This is a genomic window from Acetomicrobium sp. (assembly GCF_059026225.1).
Window position 1 is genome coordinate 96,463 of the sequence record NZ_JBWQOQ010000001.1, and the last position, 19,526, is coordinate 115,988.

Annotated in this window: 18 protein-coding genes, 4 tRNA genes and 1 other RNA gene; 6 read left to right on the forward strand and 17 right to left on the reverse strand. The window is 45.0% G+C overall.

Going from position 1 to position 19,526, the window contains the following annotated elements:
• The first annotated feature begins 184 nt into the window (after nucleotides 1-184).
• Nucleotides 185-1,378, forward strand: a complete 1,194-nt coding sequence (locus AC5SXE_RS00500) for a pyridoxal phosphate-dependent aminotransferase (RefSeq protein ID WP_303884210.1) — start codon at nucleotides 185-187, stop codon at nucleotides 1,376-1,378.
• A 127-nt stretch (nucleotides 1,379-1,505) separates the two neighbouring features.
• Here the strand turns inward: AC5SXE_RS00500 and arcC are convergent, their stop codons facing one another.
• The 5 genes from arcC to rpsB form a co-directional block, all read right to left on the reverse strand.
• Nucleotides 1,506-2,474, reverse strand: coding sequence for a carbamate kinase (gene arcC, locus AC5SXE_RS00505; protein ID WP_493916287.1), 969 nt, complete (start codon nucleotides 2,472-2,474; stop codon nucleotides 1,506-1,508).
• A 61-nt stretch (nucleotides 2,475-2,535) separates the two neighbouring features.
• Entirely contained in the window at nucleotides 2,536-3,099 is a 564-nt protein-coding gene (gene frr / locus AC5SXE_RS00510; RefSeq protein WP_303884214.1) for a ribosome recycling factor, read from the reverse strand.
• Nucleotides 3,086-3,841 carry a UMP kinase gene (gene pyrH, locus AC5SXE_RS00515; RefSeq protein WP_310846779.1) on the reverse strand — a complete coding sequence of 252 codons (756 nt, stop codon included), beginning with the start codon at nucleotides 3,839-3,841 and terminating at the stop codon, nucleotides 3,086-3,088. Before pyrH ends, frr begins: the two co-directional genes overlap by 14 nt.
• 79 nt (nucleotides 3,842-3,920) lie before the next feature.
• Nucleotides 3,921-4,514 (reverse strand): translation elongation factor Ts, encoded by a 594-nt coding sequence (gene tsf, locus AC5SXE_RS00520; protein ID WP_303884218.1) that lies wholly within the window; start codon nucleotides 4,512-4,514, stop codon nucleotides 3,921-3,923.
• 3 nt (nucleotides 4,515-4,517) lie between these two features.
• Nucleotides 4,518-5,366: a 30S ribosomal protein S2 gene (rpsB, locus tag AC5SXE_RS00525; protein WP_310846782.1), complete on the reverse strand. Its 849-nt coding sequence runs from the start codon at nucleotides 5,364-5,366 to the stop codon at nucleotides 4,518-4,520.
• 210 nt (nucleotides 5,367-5,576) lie between these two features.
• Between rpsB and AC5SXE_RS00530 the strand changes: the two genes are divergently transcribed.
• Nucleotides 5,577-5,918, forward strand: coding sequence for a metal-sensitive transcriptional regulator (locus AC5SXE_RS00530; RefSeq protein WP_310846785.1), 342 nt, complete (start codon nucleotides 5,577-5,579; stop codon nucleotides 5,916-5,918).
• A gap of 24 nt (nucleotides 5,919-5,942) precedes the next feature.
• Here AC5SXE_RS00530 and ffs read toward each other — a convergent pair.
• The 5 genes from ffs to AC5SXE_RS00555 all read right to left on the reverse strand — a co-directional run bounded on the left by ffs (nucleotide 5,943) and on the right by AC5SXE_RS00555 (nucleotide 7,610).
• An RNA gene (gene ffs, locus AC5SXE_RS00535) (signal recognition particle sRNA small type) lies at nucleotides 5,943-6,042 on the reverse strand.
• A gap of 38 nt (nucleotides 6,043-6,080) precedes the next feature.
• A tRNA-Ser gene (locus tag AC5SXE_RS00540) sits at nucleotides 6,081-6,173 on the reverse strand.
• A gap of 64 nt (nucleotides 6,174-6,237) precedes the next feature.
• Nucleotides 6,238-6,330: transfer RNA gene (locus AC5SXE_RS00545), tRNA-Ser, on the reverse strand.
• Between the two features lie 143 nt (nucleotides 6,331-6,473).
• Nucleotides 6,474-6,794, reverse strand: a complete 321-nt coding sequence (locus AC5SXE_RS00550; RefSeq protein ID WP_493916288.1) for a nucleoside deaminase — start codon at nucleotides 6,792-6,794, stop codon at nucleotides 6,474-6,476.
• Nucleotides 6,795-6,959: 165 nt separating this feature from the next.
• Nucleotides 6,960-7,610, reverse strand: a complete 651-nt coding sequence (locus tag AC5SXE_RS00555) for a LexA family protein (RefSeq protein WP_303884230.1) — start codon at nucleotides 7,608-7,610, stop codon at nucleotides 6,960-6,962.
• 146 nt (nucleotides 7,611-7,756) lie between these two features.
• Between AC5SXE_RS00555 and AC5SXE_RS00560 the strand changes: the two genes are divergently transcribed.
• Entirely contained in the window at nucleotides 7,757-9,016 is a 1,260-nt protein-coding gene (locus AC5SXE_RS00560) for a Y-family DNA polymerase (protein WP_493916289.1), read from the forward strand.
• A gap of 15 nt (nucleotides 9,017-9,031) precedes the next feature.
• Nucleotides 9,032-9,424 (forward strand): S24 family peptidase, encoded by a 393-nt coding sequence (locus AC5SXE_RS00565; protein ID WP_310846789.1) that lies wholly within the window; start codon nucleotides 9,032-9,034, stop codon nucleotides 9,422-9,424.
• Between the two features lie 196 nt (nucleotides 9,425-9,620).
• Here AC5SXE_RS00565 and AC5SXE_RS00570 read toward each other — a convergent pair.
• The 3 genes from AC5SXE_RS00570 to AC5SXE_RS00580 form a co-directional block, all read right to left on the reverse strand.
• Nucleotides 9,621-9,697, reverse strand: a tRNA-Arg gene (locus AC5SXE_RS00570).
• Nucleotides 9,698-9,712: 15 nt separating this feature from the next.
• Nucleotides 9,713-9,806 (reverse strand) — tRNA-Ser (locus AC5SXE_RS00575).
• Between the two features lie 125 nt (nucleotides 9,807-9,931).
• Nucleotides 9,932-11,095, reverse strand: a complete 1,164-nt coding sequence (locus AC5SXE_RS00580) for a peptidylprolyl isomerase (protein WP_303884235.1) — start codon at nucleotides 11,093-11,095, stop codon at nucleotides 9,932-9,934.
• Nucleotides 11,096-11,235: 140 nt separating this feature from the next.
• Between AC5SXE_RS00580 and AC5SXE_RS00585 the strand changes: the two genes are divergently transcribed.
• Complete coding sequence (locus AC5SXE_RS00585; protein WP_433913120.1) at nucleotides 11,236-12,723, forward strand: ABC1 kinase family protein; 1,488 nt, start codon at nucleotides 11,236-11,238, stop codon at nucleotides 12,721-12,723.
• Nucleotides 12,724-12,732: 9 nt separating this feature from the next.
• Here AC5SXE_RS00585 and polA read toward each other — a convergent pair whose 3' ends face one another.
• Nucleotides 12,733-15,306 (reverse strand): DNA polymerase I, encoded by a 2,574-nt coding sequence (polA, locus tag AC5SXE_RS00590; RefSeq protein WP_493916290.1) that lies wholly within the window; start codon nucleotides 15,304-15,306, stop codon nucleotides 12,733-12,735.
• Between the two features lie 159 nt (nucleotides 15,307-15,465).
• Here polA and gltX point away from each other — a divergent pair, with 159 nt between their 5' ends.
• The gene (gene gltX, locus AC5SXE_RS00595) at nucleotides 15,466-16,779 is read left to right on the forward strand and encodes a glutamate--tRNA ligase (RefSeq protein WP_303884243.1); all 1,314 of its coding nucleotides are present in this window, start codon (nucleotides 15,466-15,468) and stop codon (nucleotides 16,777-16,779) included.
• 93 nt (nucleotides 16,780-16,872) lie between these two features.
• Here gltX and AC5SXE_RS00600 read toward each other — a convergent pair whose 3' ends face one another.
• From AC5SXE_RS00600 to AC5SXE_RS00610, 3 genes are read right to left on the reverse strand one after another with little or no spacing between them, the layout of a single operon-like run.
• Entirely contained in the window at nucleotides 16,873-17,277 is a 405-nt protein-coding gene (locus tag AC5SXE_RS00600) for a 4Fe-4S binding protein (protein WP_303884244.1), read from the reverse strand.
• 12 nt (nucleotides 17,278-17,289) lie between these two features.
• A complete protein-coding gene (locus AC5SXE_RS00605) occupies nucleotides 17,290-18,285 on the reverse strand; it encodes a respiratory chain complex I subunit 1 family protein (protein WP_303884246.1) in 996 nt (331 codons plus the stop codon).
• The gene (locus tag AC5SXE_RS00610; RefSeq protein ID WP_493916291.1) at nucleotides 18,282-19,514 is read right to left on the reverse strand and encodes a hydrogenase large subunit; all 1,233 of its coding nucleotides are present in this window, start codon (nucleotides 19,512-19,514) and stop codon (nucleotides 18,282-18,284) included. The genes AC5SXE_RS00605 and AC5SXE_RS00610 overlap by 4 nt, the downstream gene beginning before the upstream one ends.
• Nucleotides 19,515-19,526 lie beyond the last annotated feature (12 nt).

Sequence of the window (19,526 nt, forward strand, 5' to 3'; positions counted from 1 at the left end):
CTAAATTCACATTTAACCGGTTACAAGCAACTTGCCTTAGATTAAACAATATCCTTTATTTTAACCAGATAATATCATAATAGGCGATTTTTTACTTAATCGGGCTTTTTAACAAAATAGCTCAAGATGAGTAAATGCTTTATAATACATAATAATAGCATGCAATTTCAGGAGGGATGTTTCGATGAAGTTTTCGACAAGGGCAAAAAACATGGAGCCATCCGCGACTTTGGCCATCAGCGGAAAAGCCAAGGCCATGAAGCGCGAAGGAAAACCAGTAATATCCTTTGGTGCGGGCGAACCGGATTTCACCTCTCCAAAGGCTGCGCTTGACGCAGCAAAAGAAGCTATAGATAAGGGAGAAACTCACTATACACCCGCAACCGGAATACCGGAACTGAAAGAAGAAGTGGCCAAGTACTACGAAAGGCGCTTTGGCCTTAAATATAACCCAAGCAAGGAAGTGATCATTGGTTCCGGCGCAAAACCCCTCATTTTTGAGTCGCTTGGATGTTTTGTGGATCCTGGCGATGAAGTTTTGATATTTGCTCCGGCGTGGGTGAGCTACGTCGAACAGATTAAGCTATGTGGCGGAAAACCCGTAATTATTGATACCACCCAATCGAATTTTTTGCCCTCTCCTTCAAGTATTGAGGCTTCGCTGACCCCCAACACACGAGGCATGATAATCAACACGCCTTCTAATCCGGTAGGCGTCGTGTATCCCGAAGAAACTTTACAAGCTATAGCTGACTTAGTCGTCAAACACGACTTGTGGATCATTTACGACGAAATATACGAAAGGCTGGTCTACGACGAACTAGAACACATAAACATCGTTTCGCTGGATTCCAGATTGCGCGATCGCACAATATTAATCAATGGAGCCAGTAAAGCTTACGCAATGACCGGTTGGAGAATTGGTTATGCACTTGGCCCACAGGAGGCCATGTCAAAGATCGGCGACTTTCAGGGCCATCTTACTTCGAATCCTTGTTCCATCGCCCAATGGGCCGCGCTTGGAGCCCTAAGAGGAGCCGAGGAAGACGTAAAGAAGATGCACAAGGCATTCGATGAAAGGCGAAAAAAGATGGTCTCCTTGCTCCGTGAAATACCTAACATAACACTTGTGGAACCGAAAGGGGCCTTTTACGTGTTTGTAGATATCAGAAACTGCTTAGGAAAGACGTACGAAGGTAAAACTATTGACGATGACGTCAAATTTTGCGAGATGGCCCTGGAGAGTAAATATATAGCCATAGTTCCAGGTAGCGCCTTCCTGGTTCCTGGGTTCGTAAGGTTCTCTTACGCCAATTCAATGGAAGAAATAGAAGAGGGAATAAGGCGCTTCAAGGAGATGGTAGCGACTATAAGATAACGCAAGTAAAGACTTACTTGACGCAAAAAACCGCGAGGCATTAGGTTTGTCGCCGTTAAAAAACAACCTCCTCGCGGTTTTTAATTTTAAACTTCTTATCATTACAATACAATTTATTACAAATTTATTACAATATGGAACTTTTTTCTTTAACAGAAACTATCTGAGTCCCCGTCTCGCCTTTTAAAGCTTCCAAAGCGGAGTCCAACTTAGCGATTATTGCTCTTTTGCCTCCATTTTCTATGAACCTAATGACAGCTTTGACTTTGGGTTCCATGCTCCCGGTTTTAAAGTGACCTTCAGCCTCGTAAGCTCTTAGTTCTTCGGGAGTCACTACGTCGAGCCATTTTTCTTTGGGTTTTTTGAAATTGATGGCAACTTTGGGAACATCCGTTAGAATCATGAATATATCGGCTCCAACTTCTTGGGCCAACCTTTCACCTGCAAGGTCTTTATCAATTACAGCCTCTACACCTTGGTAAGTGCCATCTTTTTTCTTAATGACGGGAATCCCGCCTCCGCCACAGGCTATGACTAAAAACCTCTCGTCAAATAAGTGCCTGATCCCTTCTATTTCGACGATATGTTTCGGATCTGGCGAAGGAACAACACGGCGCCATCCCCTCCCCGAATCTTCGATCCATACTTCGCCCTTCTCGATCATCCTCTTTTCAGCTTCCTCGGCGGTATAGAAAGGCCCTACCGGCTTGGTAGGATTGACAAAGGCAGGGTCATCGGGGTCAACTTCGACCTGCGTCACGACACAACAAGGTTCCCACCCTTTTAACTTTTTACCAAGCATGCAGTTTTTTAAAGCCTGGCACAACATATAACCTATCATGCCTTGACTCTCGGCCCCACATACGTCCATAGGCATTGGCGGCACCAAGTTGCTTCCCGCTTCGTTTTGAATCAAGATCGCGCCTACTTGTGGTCCGTTGCCATGAGTGACTACCACCTCATAACCTGCTTCAAGCATCCTCACTATTTGCATAGCAGTGGACTTAACATTTTCCATCTGTTCCTCAAAGGTTCCCTCTTGTCCACTTTGAAGTATTGCGTTGCCTCCTAAGGCGACTACCACCTTTTCTGTCACTTTGAACCCTCCATTGCCAAGGGCTTTTATTTTATAAAATATTCGACGGGAGTTGGTTGTGCTAACCTTCCAAGATTTCCTTTTCTTTTTCTTCCAATATTTTGTTCACCATTTCGATATATTCATCCGTTATATCTTGCACTTCCTGTTGAAGGCGCTTAAGTTCGTCCTCGCTGATTTCCCCTTCTTTTTCCTGCCGCCTCAATTCATCTAGGACTTCGCGCCTTATGTTCCTTATAGCAATTCTAGCTTCCTCGGCAAATTTTTTCACTAATCGCGATAGCTCTACCCTTCTTTCCTTCGTCAGTTCCGGCAGTGTGATTCTAATGTTTTCCCCATCTACTTGAGGCATTACACCAAGCTGCGATGCTTGTATGGCCTTTTCAACGGCTTTTATTGCCGTCTTATCCCAAAGGGATATCAGGATTTGTCGCGGTTCAGGTATAGATATGGTCCCCATCTGTTTGATAGGCGTTGGTACTCCATAATAATCCGCCTTAATGTTTTCAACCAAAGCGGGATGGGCTCGCCCAGCACGTATGCCAACCATCTCTGACTTAAAATGCTCAACGGCTTTTTTCATCGATTCTCGCATATCCTTTAAAATTTTCCTATCCACAGCCATAACCACCACTCCCCCCTCTCGCAGAAACTAACGTGCCTATTGGTTCGCCATCTATCAATAACCTTTTAAGGTTTCCCTCTTGAAGTATATCAAAAACTATGATGGGAATTGAATTTTCCATGCAAAGCGAAAAGGCCGTAGCATCCATGATCTTAAGCTGTTTGCTTAATGCCTCCAGGTACGTCACAAATGACAGTTTTTTTGCATCTTCATACTTCATCGGATCTTTGTCGTAAATGCCTTCTACTTTTGTGGCTTTAAGCAAACAATCCGCTCCAACCTCTGCTGCACGAAGCGAAGCTGCCGTATCAGTTGAAAAGTAAGGAGATCCCGTTCCAGCCGCAAAAATAACCACGCGCCCTTTTTCCAAGTGTCTCAAGGCGCGCCTCCTAATAAAAGGCTCAGCAATTTCCTGCATGTTCACAGCTGTCTGAACCCTTGTGGGCAAACCCAAACGCTCCAAATTATCCTGTAAAGCCAGTGCGTTTATAACGGTTGCGAGCATGCCCATGTAATCTGCCTGTGGTCTGTCCATCCCAACGGCCGCAGCTTGAGAGCCCCGAAAAATGTTGCCGCCTCCTACTACCATCGCTATTTGAATCCCATGCTGGGCCACCTCAACTATTTCCTTTGAGATTTTGGCAACAGCATCAAAGTCAATGCCAAACGATTTATCGCCGGCCAAAACTTCACCGGATAACTTCAGCAGTATACGCTTATACCTGAAATTATCGCACCCCAAAGCGCGTCAACCTCCAATGTTGTATGTTTATTAAATTAAAGAGGGGTCAGGAAAGCCCAACCCCTCAACATATTTCTAATTATTCCCCTATTGCAAACCTAGCAAATCTTCCGATAACTATGTTTTCGCCCAGTTTTGCTATCGCTTCGGTTATTAGATCCTTGATCTTTTTATCGGGATCCCTTATCCACGCCTGTTCAAGCAAGCATGTATTTTCATAGAACTTTTTAAGACGTCCTTCGGCTATCTTATCCACTATATGTTCAGGCTTGCCTTCTTCTAGGGCCTGCTTGCGATATATTTCCTTCTCTCGTTCTAAATCCTCAGCAGGTACATCCTCAGGGGATATATAGTATGGAGAGGCAGCGGCAATATGCATCGCTATCTCCTTGCCCAGCGTTTGAAATTCGTCGGTCCTGGCCACAAAATCCGTCTCGCAGTTTAGTTCAAGAAGCGTGCCAATCTTACCAGTCATGTGTATATAACTGAATACTAATCCCTCGGTTGCAGCCCTCCCGGCTTTTTTAGCGGCCTTAGCAATGCCTTTTTCCCTGAGGTAGTCTATGGCCTTTTCTACATCTTCCCCACATTCTTCTAAGGCTTTTTTGCAGTCTAGTATACCCGCACCGGTGCGTTCCCGCAGCTCTTTGACAAGCTTTGTATTCACGGCCATTCATTATTCCTCCTTCCAGCCTTTGCGCTCTTCAAGTTCATCTTCGACAAGTTCTTCTTCAAATTCACCGTAAACTTCGTGCAATTTTTCCCTTACCTCAATCTCTTCCGATGGCTCCTCATCATCAGGACCGACTGGTACCACTTCTTTTTGAGCCGCCATGCTATCGACACCCTGACGTCCTTCAATGATAGCGTCAGCCATCAACGACGTTATCAGCCTGATAGCCCTGATAGCGTCATCGTTTCCAGGTATGGGAAAATCGACCACCGTCGGATCACAGTTGGTATCAACGATAGAGATTATAGGGATGTAAAGCCTTCTGGCTTCAGCAACCGCGATGTACTCCCTGCGCGGATCTACCACGAACAAGGCGTCAGGCAAATCTCGCATATCTCTAATTCCGATCAAATACTTCTCAAGTCTTTCTTTTTCTTTGCGAAGCTTGATTGCTTCTTTCTTCGGATATTTCAGAAATTCTCCTTTTTCCTCCATCTCTTGGAGCTCAATCATGCGGCGAACTCTCTTTGAAATGGTCGAGAAGTTGGTAAGCAAACCACCCAGCCATCTTTGATTAATATAAAACTGGCCACAACGCTCCGCTTCCTCTCGAATCGTCTCTTGGGCCTGACGCTTAGTGCCAACAAAGAGGACAGAACCTCCTCCTTTGGCAACCTCCCTCAAGAAATCATATGCCCTCTCAATAGCCTTGACGGTCTTTTGTAGATCTATTATGTAAATACCGTTGCGCTCCGTAAAAATATAGGGCTTCATCTTTGGATCCCATCTTCGAGTCTGATGCCCGAAGTGGACTCCACACTCCAAAAGCTGTTTCATCGTTACTACCGACAAGCGAATCCCTCCCGTGGTTTTATTCTTCCATGGCCATCACCCGGTGCCGGAACCTCAAAGAGGCACCCCCGCCCCCGTCCAGCCATGTGCTTTATAAAAGCCAAATGGGAGTATACCATATAACTCGATTGACCTTCAAGGTCCTTATTGTTAAAATTGTGATCAAAGGGGTATTTTTAAGAATGCATTGTAACAAAGGGGGAAACTATCATGGCAAAAAAGCTCACCGAACATCTAGAAGAGCTCCCGGCAGAACGCAAGGCAATTTTAAATAGACTTAGAAGGGCTGAAGGCCAATTAAGGGGAATTCAACGGATGATCATAGAAGATAGGCCCTGCGTAGAGGTGCTTACTCAATTATCCGCTGCAAGAAAGGCGATGCAACAGATATGTGTGGAAATTGTAAAAAACAACCTATACAACTGCATTAAGGAAAGCACAAGTTCGGAAGAAAACATCGTGCAATTAGAAAAACTCATAGGTGCCCTTATCGATCTGGTGCCCCCGGCATCGGCACAAGAAGAATACAAGTCGGGAAGCAATACTGTTTAACCTGCTTTATAAAGCGGCCCTCCTACAGGCCCAGCTTTTCCATGGCACCCGATGTACACTGCTTACCGTTGCTCCCTTCCGGGCCTGGCGGGGTTCACAGGACATCGCCGCATGGGACTAAGCCATAAGGAGGACCGCAACTTAAAGTCCGAAAACAATTAATGGCGGAGAGGGTGGGATTTGAACCCACGAAGCGGTTTTTTGCCGCTTACTCGCTCTCCAGGCGAGCGCCTTCGACCGCTCGGCCACCTCTCCTTTTAATGGGTTACCCCTAGCAAATTAATCATACCAAATCAACTATATAAAATCTATTTTTAAATGGCGGAGAGGGTGGGATTTGAACCCACGAGACGGCTCATCACCGCCTAGTCGATTTCGAGTCGACCGCCTTCGACCGCTCGGCCACCTCTCCGGTCATTACGCAGTAAATAAAAAAAATCGTGCAAAATTGCTTTACATCGAGCGCCAAGTATGCCAGCTTCTACCTCACAACGCCAAGGAAGTCTTTTATCTTCAAGAACCCTATACAAAGACCTACACGCACCGGCCCTCGGATCAAGAGCACCAAATACTACCCTTTTTAACCTTGCCTGCAGCGCAGCACCCGCGCACATTATGCAAGGTTCCAAGGGTTACGTACAAAGTGCACTGAGAAAACTCTCCTTTAGATAATACCACAGATGCAGCTTTAATGACGTTCATTTCAGCATGCGCTGTAGGATCCTTTAAATATTCTTTGGTGTTATGAGCTCGGGCAATTACATCTTCGCTGCGCACAATGACGGCACCAATAGGTATTTCTCCTTCATCGAAAGCCTTTCGTGCTTCCTCTAGAGCAATCTCCATAAACTTTTCGTGTAAAATGCGATTTTGCATCTGTCTGGCATACCTTTTTTAAGTAGCACCTTAATAGCCGGTGCTTTAGAAAAATACCACGACCTTGCCAAAACGTCAACTTCAAGGTTTAACCCTCTTGTTGCCAGATTTTGCCACCTTGTCAATTTTACCCTAAACTAAATACTAAATTTCTTACAATAAACATCAAAATTCTTTCTTGGGTTTACCTATTATCCAGACAACTTTTCCAATTATTTTTACCAAGCCGGAGGTCAAGTCCTCCTTATTAAAAAACATCGGGCTGTAAGAGGGGTTTGCCGGCCTCAACTCTAACGAACCATCAGCTTTTGTGTATATATACTTTACCGTCCACTCATTTCCAATGGTCACCAAAGCTACATCCCCTTGTCCTACTTCCCCGTTAGGGTTGACAACGACTATAGAGTTATCCGTAATTCCAGCTCCGATCATGCTTTCGCCCGAGACTCTTACCGCAAAAGGAGGAATATCTCCCACAGGACCCAAAGCGTCGTCTGGTACATATATCATTTCTTCAACAGCCGGGTAAACCCCCGTTTGATCCATCCCCTTCCCTGCTGCCGTTACAGAAGCTTGATCTAAAAGAACAACCTCAGTCACATTCAAGGCTTTCTCGGCAAAACCTTCAAGTCCGGTTAGGTAATCTATGCCGGTTCTGAGCTCACTCGCTATTCTGACCAATAAATTAAGGCTCGGCGTTTTTTCTCCTTTTTCTATTTCACTAATATAAGATGGACTTGTTTTAACTCGCCTTGCCAGTTCCGTAACTGACATCCCCATTTCCTTTCTCAACCTCCTAATGCGTTCTCCTAACATGACACCTTTACCTCCATCCTAAATAGTGCGCTACATGCGAAATCAATATTCGCTAGGAGCGAATATGATTCTTTAGACTCATTGATATTTTACCTATAGCGAATATATTTGTTAATAGGGATCAACGATTTGTGGGGGTCATCAAAATGATAGCTCTCGTCGATTGCGACAGTTTTTATGCTTCGTGCGAAAGAATATTTAGGCCCGATTTAAAAGGAAAACCGGTGATCGTCTTATCCAATAACGACGGCTGTGTCATCGCCAGGTCGCGAGAAGCCAAGGCTTTGGGAATCCCCATGGGCGTGCCATACTTTCAAGTCAAGGAACTGGTCACAAAAAACGACGTGACCGTCTTCAGCTCAAATTACGCCCTTTACCAAGATATTTCAAACAGGGTCCTAGCGACAATACAGGACTTTTGCCCAGAGATAGAGCCCTACTCCATCGATGAAAGCTTCATGATGCTCGACTCCTTAAAATTAGCCGATGAAGACGCTTTTGCCAAAAGACTGCGTAAATCCATAAAAAGATTGGTCGGGATTCCCGTATCCATTGGTATTGGTCAGACCAAGACTTTGGCAAAAATAGCCACCAAAATAGCAAAGACAAGCAGTGAAGGTGTATACAATATCGCTTCGCAAGTGGATCCTGATTCCGTTCTTGCTGATGTGAACATAGAAGACGTATGGGGGATAGGGTTTCGTCAGTCCAAAAAGCTTCGAGCTGTTCGTATACGCACCGCTCGCGATCTCAAATACGCGGAAGATGGGTGGATCAAGAAACACCTCTCCGTTGTCGGCTTAAGGACGGTATACGAACTTCGAGGGTTCAGGTGCTTCGGCTTTAAAGAAACTCCAGACAACAGAAAGACCATTTGCGTATCGAGGTCGCTCGGGGCTCATTTGACGAGCTACGACGAACTCTCTCAGGCCGTGGCCTTCTATGCTTCTTTGGCCTCGGAGAAACTAAGAGCACAAAGGTCGCTAGCCAACGCCGTCACGACCTACATCGCTACAAGCTTTCATACCCAAGATTTCTACTGGGGCAGCAGAAGTGTATGCCTTGTGACTCCTAAAAATGACGCTCCTTCCATCGTCAAAGCCGCCTTAGAAGGGCTTAAATTAGCTTACATTAGAGGAAAGAAATATAAAAGGGTTGGTGTTTTACTTTCTGAAATTGTTCCAAGTGAGGCGCGACAAAAGGGACTGTTCTGCGATCTACGGCAATCCATGAAATTGGATGTCTTAATGCAGACGATCGATAAAATGAACCTTGAGGCCAATAAGCCCATCATTTGGCTCGCTGCCGGCGGAAAACCGGAAAGTCAAAAATGGATAGCTAGTGCAACCATGCGTTCGCCTCGTTATACATCCTATTGGGATGAGATTCCCCTTGTAAGCACGTAATTGGAGGTGCCGGAAATGCGACGCTTCAACACTACCACGGGTTTTCCCACACCTGCAGCGGAAAAAGCTCACGTCTTAGACTTAAACGAACTGATCATACGTAACCACGCATCGACTTATTTTTTTCGTGCTTCCGGTGACTGCCCCGAGCTAGGCATCGGAAATAATGATATTTTAGTAGTAGACCGCTCGCTGAATCCCGTAGAAGGCGACGTTGCCATAGTGATAAAAGACAACACACTGCGCCTCAAGGAAATTACCTCATCAGATATTGCATCCTGGGTCAATGAAAACACAAAAACCACCTCTACTCAAGAAAAATCTGACTTGCCGCAGGAATGGCAAGAGGACTTTTTTGGCGTGGTAACGTGGATAATACGTAAAGTTAAAATAAAGAGGATCTCCTGAGCCTTCAGCGCAGTTTAAACTATCCTGGAAGGCATAAGAACCACAGCCATAAAAAACACTCCCTTTCGCCTCGCATTGATGGCAAGGGAGTGTAAAAATAGCTTTTTCATGGACAACAGATTATGCATTTTTGCCTAAATTGCAAGTTTAACGAAAAGTGTCGAGATTGCAGGTTATGCCCGTGTTTTTTAAATCATGGCGCGCCGGAGAGGACTTGAACCCCCAACCTTCGGATCCGTAGTCCGATGCTCTATCCAGTTGAGCTACCGGCGCACCTTCTAGAAACAATGGCGGTGGGAGAGGGATTCGAACCCTCGAGGGCGGTTTCAGCCACCCTACTCGCTTAGCAGGCGAGTGCCTTCAGCCACTCGGCCATCCCACCTTGCATAGTCATTCTAGAAAGTAACCGGATTTATGTCAATCCCTAACTGGCTCTTTTATGAAAATACGCTCGCAAAACCTAGAATAGCCTATTTCTTCGCTAGAAATAGTTAAAGGCCATCGACCTTACTTTGTCTCGCTGTCACTTTGGGATTGTTGGACAGACTGCGATTCTTGTGATTCTTGAGATGGCAAGTCACTTTGTTGAGCTGCCTCGTTTGTGCTAGTTTCGGACTGCTGTTCATCAACATCTTGTTGACCATCAGGTTGTTGAGGCTGTTCTTGCCGTTGTGGTGCCTCGAACACAGACGCGTCGACAATATTGACATCAGCGTTGTCTATTAATTCCTGCAAATAAGCCTGACGTTGGGCTTGCATCTTTTGCTGGTTCAACGCTAATTTGATGCTGTCTTTAACTTCTTCAAAGGGAATTTTCTCTTGTTTTTGGTGCTCTTTGACTAAATAAACTGCTATCTGATCTGTATCCAGTTGGGTGGGTTGACTCACGTCTCCCGCCTTTAATTCCCTCAAAGAAGCCATTCCCTCCTGAGCCTCTATGGTTGCCATGGACAACAATAAAGGATTATCATAGGGCGTGCTATGCAATATCTTATCGCTATAACGTTCCATTACCTCATCCCAAGGCTGTCCATCCGCTAAGGCATCCCTTGCTTCTTGCGCAATTTTGCCATCGGAAAAGATTGCATAATTGACCCAAAGACCCTCCGGTCGAACGAAATAAGTATCGCCGTTGACCTCATAAAACTCTTTAACTTCCTCTTCTGTGATAGTGTCATCAACTTTCACAACGGCCTGTAACAGCTTTTGTTGGGCAAGCTGCCTACTAAGCTCCTTTTTTAGATCTTCTTCTCGTATATTATATGCCTTTAAATAATCCTGATATGCTTCCTTTGTTGGGAATTGAGCAGCTATCCGCTCCATCGCAGCTTCTATTTCTTCATCTGCAACTTCAATCTTATTTTTCTTTACTTCCTTGTCCAGCTCCATGTCCAAAATGATTTGATCTAAAATGTGTTTCCTCAATACGTAATACTGTTCTTGCGCTAAGTTGCTAATTCCCATCTGCTCCATAAGTTGTCTGACGCCCATGTCTATCTGCGAAAGCATAATGTTAGTGCCATTAGCCTTTGCTACAACTCGGTCCTTGCCAGCAGAAGAATCGCCCTTTCTAGAGTAAAATCCATACCCGGCAAAGATCGAGATCACAAATGCAACGGCGACGATAATCATGATTCCTTTTGTCTTGGTACGAAGCGTCTTCAAAACCATTTAACCTTCCCCTTTCCTCTTGCATGATTCGTCAAAGCAAAATTCACTCTCAATGCCCTATAGTATATACCAACAAGCATTTTATCAAAATAGGTATATCTCCATATATAATATAATCATCTAACAAAGAGGTGATATTTTTGGGCATTTTAACGAGGGGCAGCGAGCTGGCTTTAAATGCCATACCTTTATTTCTCAAGTTACGCAACTTGAGCTTACGCAGCTATAAGACCATTCCTGAGGATGAGGTTGCAGACATAAAGGCAAGATTTGAACGGCTTGGGCCCTCCTTCATAAAGCTCGGTCAAATGTTAAGCTGTCATTATGACATATTGCCCCCAATAATTGCTGAGGCATTGTCACATCTTCTGGACGAACTACCTCCCTCGCCTACAGACAAGGTATTAAATCTCGTAAATAAGGAACTAGGAACATCGATGAATGAAGTGACTTTTTGGGATCCGAATCCCGTTGGAGCAGCAAGTTTGGCTCAGGTACACAAATGCACCTTAAAAAACGGGCATGTGGCTGCAATGAAAATCTTAAGGCCGGGTGTAGAGCAACTCATCGATGAGGACATAAAAATCATGAGGTTTTTGATCAAAAGACTGCCCAAAACACAGGCATTTCCCATAGATCTCAAGGATACGTTGGATGAGTTCTCGACCAACATAATAAAGGAGCTCGATTTGCTCAGAGAACTTGCCTGTATGAGAAAGTATGGCGAGGGATTGCCCCCCGAGTGGGAAGTAAAAGTACCGAAAGGATACCCCGAATTATGCACCAAAAACGTACTAACCATGTCCTTTCACAGTGGCATCAGATTAGATAAAGCAGTGCAGGGGCTATCCCGGTTTAGACGCCGCCATATGGCTCTCTCTTTGACCAAAACATACTTGTTTAAATTCCTAAAAGACGGCATGGTCCATTCCGATCCGCACTTCGGCAACATCCTAATAGACGAGAATTCTTTGGTGCTTTTAGATTATGGCGCTACCTGTTTTTTATCCGAAAAGATCAGACGTAAATCCATGCTCCTCTTTTGGGGGCTTTTGCGAAGAGATGTAAGTTTAGTTTATAGCAGCCTTGCATCACTAGGGGTAATTCAGGGCCATGTTGATCCTTTGGCCCTTGAGAATGAAATCTATGACTTTCTTGAAGATTATCTCCACAGACCTTTGGGTCAACTTTCACTACCAGATATGTTAAAAGACCTGATTTCACAAAGCCCCATCTGGGGGATAAAAATACCCAAGCCCCTGCTTTATCAAGTTAAAGCTCTATCTATGCTTGAGGGAACGCTCCATACCCTTTATCCGGAAATCGGATTTGAGGAACTGTTAGACGAGAGTTTCCAAGAGGTAACCTCAATATTAAACCTCAAGCCCCTGCTTTTAATGGAGCTGGGCAAGGAAAAGATCAAGCGCGCATTTCTTGACATCTCCTCAACTACCTCTGCTGCTGTGTCAAGCCAAAGGACAGAGAACGTCTCTCATGGTACCACTCGCCTTTTCTCGGTCCTTTCACTACTTATTTTTGGAGTTGGGTTCATAATCTTACCGCAAAGCACTCACTTGTATTGGCTCGCCCTATGGTTGTTTGCCTCTGCCTTCACAATACGAAGGTAAACAAAGACATCACACTTCCGCCAGGGTGTACCCACTTTTTATGTCAACCTCCAGTGGCACGGAAAGCTTCACTACTTCTTCCATGTTTCTTTTAAGAAGCTCGGACACCAGAGCTTCATCCTTAGAATAACACTCACATATTAAAGAATCGTGCACCTGTAAAACTAAATTTGCATCAATATGCTCTGTTTGAAGAGCTTCATCAAAACGTATCATAGCAAGCTTCGTTATATCAGCGGCAGTACTTTGAATGGGAGTATTTATGGCCACTCTTTTTAATGCCGCAGTATTATTACCCTCAACGGTGGTAACCTCGCTCAAGGGCCTTCTCCTGCCGAACAAAGAAAGAGTGTATCCTCTTTTTTTCGCTTCTTCATAGCTTTTTTCTATATATTCCCTCACTTTGGGAAAACCCGAAAAGTAGCGCTCAATAATGGCTTTTGCCTCTTCTCTTCCGATCCCGAGTCTTGAGGCAAGGCCGTAAGGCGTCATGCCGTAAAGCAGGCCAAAATTTATCATTTTGGCCATTCTCCTTAACTCGGGGGAAACACTTTCGGAATCTATGCCAAAGACCCACGCAGCAGTTTCGGCATGGATGTCTCTGCCTCTTTCGAAAGCCTCACGAAGCTTTTCGTCACCAGATATATGTGCTAGCACCCTCAGTTCTATCTGAGAATAATCAGCCCCAATAAATTTGCCTCCCTGACGGCTCGGTATGAAAGCTTCTTTAAGCCTTATTGCCCAATCGCCATATGCAGGGAGATTTTGAAGGTTGGGATCTCTGCTGCTCAAACGACCTGTCCCCGTACTTGTATGCTCAAAGGTTGTGTGTACCTTTCCAGTTTTTGGATCAATCGCATCGATCAACGGCTGCACAAAACCCGTAAGCATCTTGGATAACTCACGATGATCCAAGAGAAGTTTTGCAACTAAAGCCTCGGGGCGATCCAGGCGACTTAGCTCTTCAAGTACGGTAACATCCGTGGAATATCCCGTCTTTGTCCTTTTGATCACGGGCAATCCCAGGTGCTCAAAGAGCAACCATCCTACCTGTTTCGGGGAATTTAGATTGACCTTTGAACCAGCGGCCATGTCAATGGAAGCATTGACGTCTTCTAAAGTCCTTTCAAGCTTTTCCTTAATTTTCCAAAGAAGATCGAGGTCCATGCGTATTCCGTGCATTTCCATCTTCGAGAGCACGAGCGATAGTGGCACATCTATTCGGTACATTAGTTCGAGTAGCTCGTGATCCATCTGTGCAGACAGCTTTTTACATATATCAAAAAGTGACAAAGCTTCCTCTTCCAGTCCCGCCTCGCTGTTTCTCGCCTCTTTTATCTTCTTTAAACCTTCTTTTGACGTTGACATGTCTGGATGCAGTAAGTAGTAAGCTATTTTCCCGTCCCAGACGTCGTCTGGAGCACAGGGTGACCGTTTTAAGGCTGTTGTTAATTCCTTGAAACCCCAAAGCAATAACCTTTGACCTTTTATCTTTTCCATCAATTTGTCGTAATCTTCAGATTCCCTTGTGTCGATCACGTATACCGAGCCGTCCTTTTTTGCCACAGCGCACTTTGTCATCTTAAAGCTTTGAGGGTACCGCCCTTCGGCCTCAAAAGACAAGGAAACGGTTTTATTTTCATCGTCATGTGCTTCGGTTAGTTGACTCGTCGTTTCGGATCTATCCACGATATCGGGGGTTTTTTTGATCCTCTCATCCTGGACCTTGAGCCCGAGCCTTTCTGGTATTTGCCTGAAACCCAATTTTTCGAATATATCGACTAAAGCCTCATCGTCTCGATGCCCATTTTGCTCGAATACCTTTGGATCTATTTCTAGCGTATCGCGCAGGCGAATAAGTTCTCTCCATTGAAATAACTCTTCTTTTTTCTCCTTCAAATTTGAAGTAATCCTGGGTGGCAATTCGTCCAAATACTCATAAATATTTTCTAAACTACCGTACTTTTGTATTAACGCCGACGCCCTCTTGGGTCCTATCCCAGGGATGCCTGGGATATTGTCCGCCTTGTCTCCAATAAGAGCCAGGTAATCTGGAAAAGATGAAGGGGGGAAGCCAAATTCCTCCTCAAAGGTCTTTTCGTCATAAATCTTAAACGTTGAGACTCCCTTTATGGGCCTCAACACCTTTGCGTTGGCCCTGACCAGCTGGAGCATATCCTTATCAGCTGTCAAGACCAAAATCTCCCCTTTATCCTTTAAAGAGCGCACATAAGAAGCAATGGCATCGTCAGCCTCTACACCTTCTATCTCCACTACAGGGTAGCCGAAGTGCTTCATAAGCTCTTTAAGTATGGGTATTTGCGCTTTAAATTCCTCTGGTGCTGGCGGCCTTCCTTCTTTGTACTCTTCATATGCCTTGTGTCGAAAGGTCTCGCCCTTTGCATCAAAAAATATCACTACTCGATCTGGTTTTTCGTCGTTTATTACCTTAAGTAGCATATTTAAAAACCCCAGCACAGCGTTGGTAGGTGTCCCATCTGGCGCGTTTAGCTCGGGTAATGCGTAGTACGCCCTAAATGCCAAAGCATGCCCGTCCACCAAAAGAGTCCTTTCTCCGCTCAAAAGATGACACATCTCCTTTATAGTTTTGATACAATTGTAATACAAGTGATGCGCGACTACAAAAATAACTTCTAGCAAGTTTATTAAGTCGAACATGATTTAGCAGCAAGCTATCAGCATATTACATCAAATGCTCTTAATATCAGGAGGTATTAAAATATGACCGAAGAAGTTAGAGTTCGCTTTGCGCCAAGTCCGACGGGAAACCTTCACATCGGAGGTGCCCATACTGCGCTTTTTAACTGGCTTTGGGCCAGACACGAGGGTGGTAAATTTGTGCTTCGCATCGAGGATTCGGACAGAGAACGCTCCACCAAAGAATATGAGGAAAATATATATTCAGGTCTTGAATGGCTCGGCCTTCACTGGGACGAAGGGCCACAAATTGGTGGGCCATACGGTCCGTATCGTCAATCAGAAAGGTTGGACATATACCACAGTTACGCAGACAAGCTTTTAAACGAAGGATTGGCTTACCGTGAAGGTGAAGCCGTTATTTTCAGGGTCATGCCTGGAGAGGTCGTCTCCTTTGACGACATAGTTTACGGTCACATTGAGGTTAAAAGCGAGACATTAAAAGATATTGTACTCATAAAAAGCGATGGTACGCCGACCTATAATTACGCTGTAGTCATTGACGATTTCACTATGGCTATAACACACGTGATAAGAGGCGAAGATCATATCGCTAATACCCCAAAACAAATTTTGCTCTACAAAGCCTTGGGGATAAAACTGCCCGAATTTGCCCACCTTCCAATGATATTGGGAAAGGATAAAAAGAAGCTTTCTAAACGACACGGCGCTACCAGCGTGCTTGAATATAAGGAAATGGGCTTTTTGCCTGAAGCGCTTTTTAACTTCCTGGCCCTTTTGGGTTGGTCTCCCGGGGATAATCGTGAGATCTTTTCCGTAGAAGAGGCAATCAAATGGTTTGACATCAAAGACGTCAACAAACGCGCCTCTGTATTTGACATGGATAAATTACGCCACATCAACCAAGAACACATTAAGCGCATGGATCCCGAGAGGCGCTTAGAAGCGGTAAAACCTTTCTGGGTGGCCCTTGACCTTCCCATCGAAAAACATAGTCCGGAATACCTGGCAAAGGTCCTAGAAATAATGGACGGGAGAGGGCAAACCTTAAAGGAACTGGCAGAATATACAGACTACTTTTTAACCTTTGAACCAGTCAAGGAAAGGGTGGACTTTGAATACACAGAAAACGTCAGGGAAGTGCTTCGTCCCTTTTGCAATGATATGATAAAGCTCTCCCGATGGGACTCGAAGGCTTTGGAAGAATTTGCCAGGGAGTGGAGCGCGAACAAAAAAGTCCCTTTGAAAAAAATAGCCATGCCCTTGAGAATATTGCTAACCGGCACCAAGGTAAGCCCCGGTATATTTGAGGTTATAGAGCTACTGGGCAGGGAGGAAACTAAAAAAAGGCTCGCCCATTGGGGAATTTTGGGTTAATTAAACGGGACAAGGGGTGTTTCACACGTCCTTAAGACCCGAGCTTGAAAGGAACACACAAATTTCATGCTCGGGTCTTTCTTAATTTAGTCGCTAATTGCTTCCTGCAACCACTTGCTTCTTTCGATCGAAGGAGGATAACAAAAATTCGTCGCTCATCGATAAACACTGCACGGGACATATTTCGGTGCACTGGGCACAAAAACAACACCTATCGATATGCACCATTATTTTCTTTTCTTCAGCAATGTAGGATATTGCATTTGCGGGACATACTCGGATGCACAACCTGCATCCGATACACTTGCCCTTATCATATGATATTCTTCCCCTAAAACCTTCAGGCGTAGGCAGGGGCGTATTAATCTTCGCCTCCCCTGCTTCAACTTTCTTTAGAATTGCCGTCAAGTGATCTGGTATGCGCGCAAGTGGAAACAAGTTGGTGAAAGGCTTTTTAATAAACTGTTTTAAAATCATAAGAAACATCTTATTTATCAATTTATGTCCCCCCTAAAAAAGCATCACGTCAAGCGAGACGAGGATCATCCCCGCTAGCGCCAATCCTCCCATTTGAAACCAATAAAACTGGGAAGCCTGCCATATCTTAAACCTTCCGTACATGGTCCTCACGATAGTAATTGCCACAATCTGAACAAGTAAAACCTTTACCCAAAACCATAAAAAATCAATTACGACAAAATAGGCTCCGTTCAAACCGAGCAACTTTCCTAATGAAAACGGGAAAAATAAAGGTACCAACAGCGCAGACATAGCAAGGGATCTCAAGGCAAACGTGAGTTTGAAAAGCGCCAGATTTCTTCCTGAATATTCGGTCAATAACCCCTCTAAAATTTCGGTCTTTGCTTCGGCTATATCCATGGGAACCTTGCCCACCTCCGCCGGAATGACGCCCAGCAGTGCCAATAGCAGGGCGAGTAAGCCCATGGCACCTACAAGACCAACGGTCTTCCATACGGGAACGGCGACAAAGGTCTCAAGGCTAAAGGGAGCCCCGGGAACTCCTTTTTTATAAACCACCCATGCTAGAGTCAACACCACTAAAGCCAAAGGAAGTTCGTAACTCATCATCAAAACCATCTCTCGCTGAGAACCTACATTGGCGTAAGGAGAACCGCTGGCAAAACCTCCTACGACCATCATCACGGCAGATGCTGCCAGAAGGTAAAGGATTAATATCATGTCTCCGTTTCCCGCCAAAATGGGCGGTATAGAGCCGATTGGTATATAAAGGAAAATCACTAGCACTAGCACCATTGCCATCCATGGAGACGCCTGAAATACCGTCCTAACAGCCCTTCTCGGCACTATAGATTCCTTGCCCAGCAATTTTATTACATCGTAAAAGGGCTGCAGCAAAGGCGGGCCAAAACGCCTCTGCATCCTGGCATGCACGATCCTGTCAATACCTTCATATAAAAGCGCAATGATTATGACAAGACAAAATAGTGCAAATCCTGATATCACCCTTGCGAGTAATGAGTTCATCGATGCATCAGCCTCCTAGTCTTGTCGCGGCATAACTTAATGAGCTCTTCCTTGGTGGTCATAGTAGATGAGCCCTTTTCGTCCACAACTAGCATTCTTTCCATGCAAGAAATGCATGGGTCAATGCTGTTGATGATTAATGGCGCATCGGCAATTTCCTGGTCTTTAAACATGATGGGCCACGACATTGCATTCGCATAAGTCGGCGCCCTTACCTTCCACCATGTAATGTTCTCTTCTCCCTTGGTTAATTTGATGGCATGAGTATCATCGCCCCTGGGAGCCTCTATAGAAGATTGCCCCACGCCCTCAGCTTCCTTTAAAAGGCTAAGCAATTTTGCAGGCTTTGACTCGTGCATGATAGGTCCATCAGGCAATCCGTCCATACACTTTTTTACTATATCTAAGGACTGATAGACTTCCATAACCCTAACAAAAAACCTGTCAAAGACATCTCCATGAACTTTTCCTAAGTAATCCTGAGGAACGACAGGCTCCACTTCCAGGTCTTCGTACGCCTCATAGGGAGATGACCATCTCAAGTCCATGCGCAATCCGCTAGCCCTTGCAGTCGGGCCTACTGCGCAATATCTTATGGCGTTTTCTTTTGAAAGCACGCCTACATTTCTCATTCTTGCTTTCACGATCGGATCTTCGGTGACTACATTATAAAAGTACGAAAACTCACGGTTATAATAATCGAGCATCTCATTTATAGCTTTTGCAACCTTAGGAGTGATATCCCAGCGTACACCTCCTATAGTTCCTACCCCGTAATTCACTCTGTTTCCCGTCATGGCCTCCAATACGTCCATAACCTTTTCTCGAAGCAACATGCCCAGATTAAAGGCCGAGTCATACCCGAGGGTGTAACAGGCCACACCCGCCCACAGGATGTGGGAATGAATACGCTCAAGCTCGAGCAGGATTGTCCGTATATATTTTGCTCTGGGCGGCACGGGGATACCCGTAGCATCTTCCACTACGCGCACGAAGGAGACTATATGGGCAAAAGAACAAATCCCGCAAATCCTTTCAGCTAAGTAGATCACCTGAATGGGATTTCTTTCTCTTGCCATGTATTCTATTCCCCTGTGTATGGCGCCAGGTCTTATGCGTACGTCGACTATCCTTTCACCGTCCACCTGCAACCACGCGGTGATGGGCTCCTTCAAGCCGACGTGTACAGGGCCAATAGGAATGGTATAAGTCTTATTTTCCTCAGCCATTGTTCATCACCC

Excerpts from the sequence above, each read along its gene's own strand:
- AC5SXE_RS00555 (WP_303884230.1), bottom strand. The coding sequence starts at position 7,610 with ATGTTAGGAGAACGCATTAGGAGGTTGAGAAAGGAAATGGGGATGTCA.
- gltX (WP_303884243.1), top strand. The coding sequence starts at position 15,466 with ATGACCGAAGAAGTTAGAGTTCGCTTTGCGCCAAGTCCGACGGGAAAC.
- frr (WP_303884214.1), bottom strand. The coding sequence starts at position 3,099 with ATGGCTGTGGATAGGAAAATTTTAAAGGATATGCGAGAATCGATGAAA.
- AC5SXE_RS00580 (WP_303884235.1), bottom strand. The coding sequence starts at position 11,095 with ATGGTTTTGAAGACGCTTCGTACCAAGACAAAAGGAATCATGATTATC.
- AC5SXE_RS00605 (WP_303884246.1), bottom strand. The coding sequence starts at position 18,285 with ATGAACTCATTACTCGCAAGGGTGATATCAGGATTTGCACTATTTTGT.
- AC5SXE_RS00550 (WP_493916288.1), bottom strand. The coding sequence starts at position 6,794 with ATGCAAAATCGCATTTTACACGAAAAGTTTATGGAGATTGCTCTAGAG.
- AC5SXE_RS00500 (WP_303884210.1), top strand. The coding sequence starts at position 185 with ATGAAGTTTTCGACAAGGGCAAAAAACATGGAGCCATCCGCGACTTTG.
- AC5SXE_RS00610 (WP_493916291.1), bottom strand. The coding sequence starts at position 19,514 with ATGGCTGAGGAAAATAAGACTTATACCATTCCTATTGGCCCTGTACAC.
- tsf (WP_303884218.1), bottom strand. The coding sequence starts at position 4,514 with ATGGCCGTGAATACAAAGCTTGTCAAAGAGCTGCGGGAACGCACCGGT.
- AC5SXE_RS00560 (WP_493916289.1), top strand. The coding sequence starts at position 7,757 with ATGATAGCTCTCGTCGATTGCGACAGTTTTTATGCTTCGTGCGAAAGA.
- AC5SXE_RS00530 (WP_310846785.1), top strand. The coding sequence starts at position 5,577 with ATGGCAAAAAAGCTCACCGAACATCTAGAAGAGCTCCCGGCAGAACGC.
- AC5SXE_RS00565 (WP_310846789.1), top strand. The coding sequence starts at position 9,032 with ATGCGACGCTTCAACACTACCACGGGTTTTCCCACACCTGCAGCGGAA.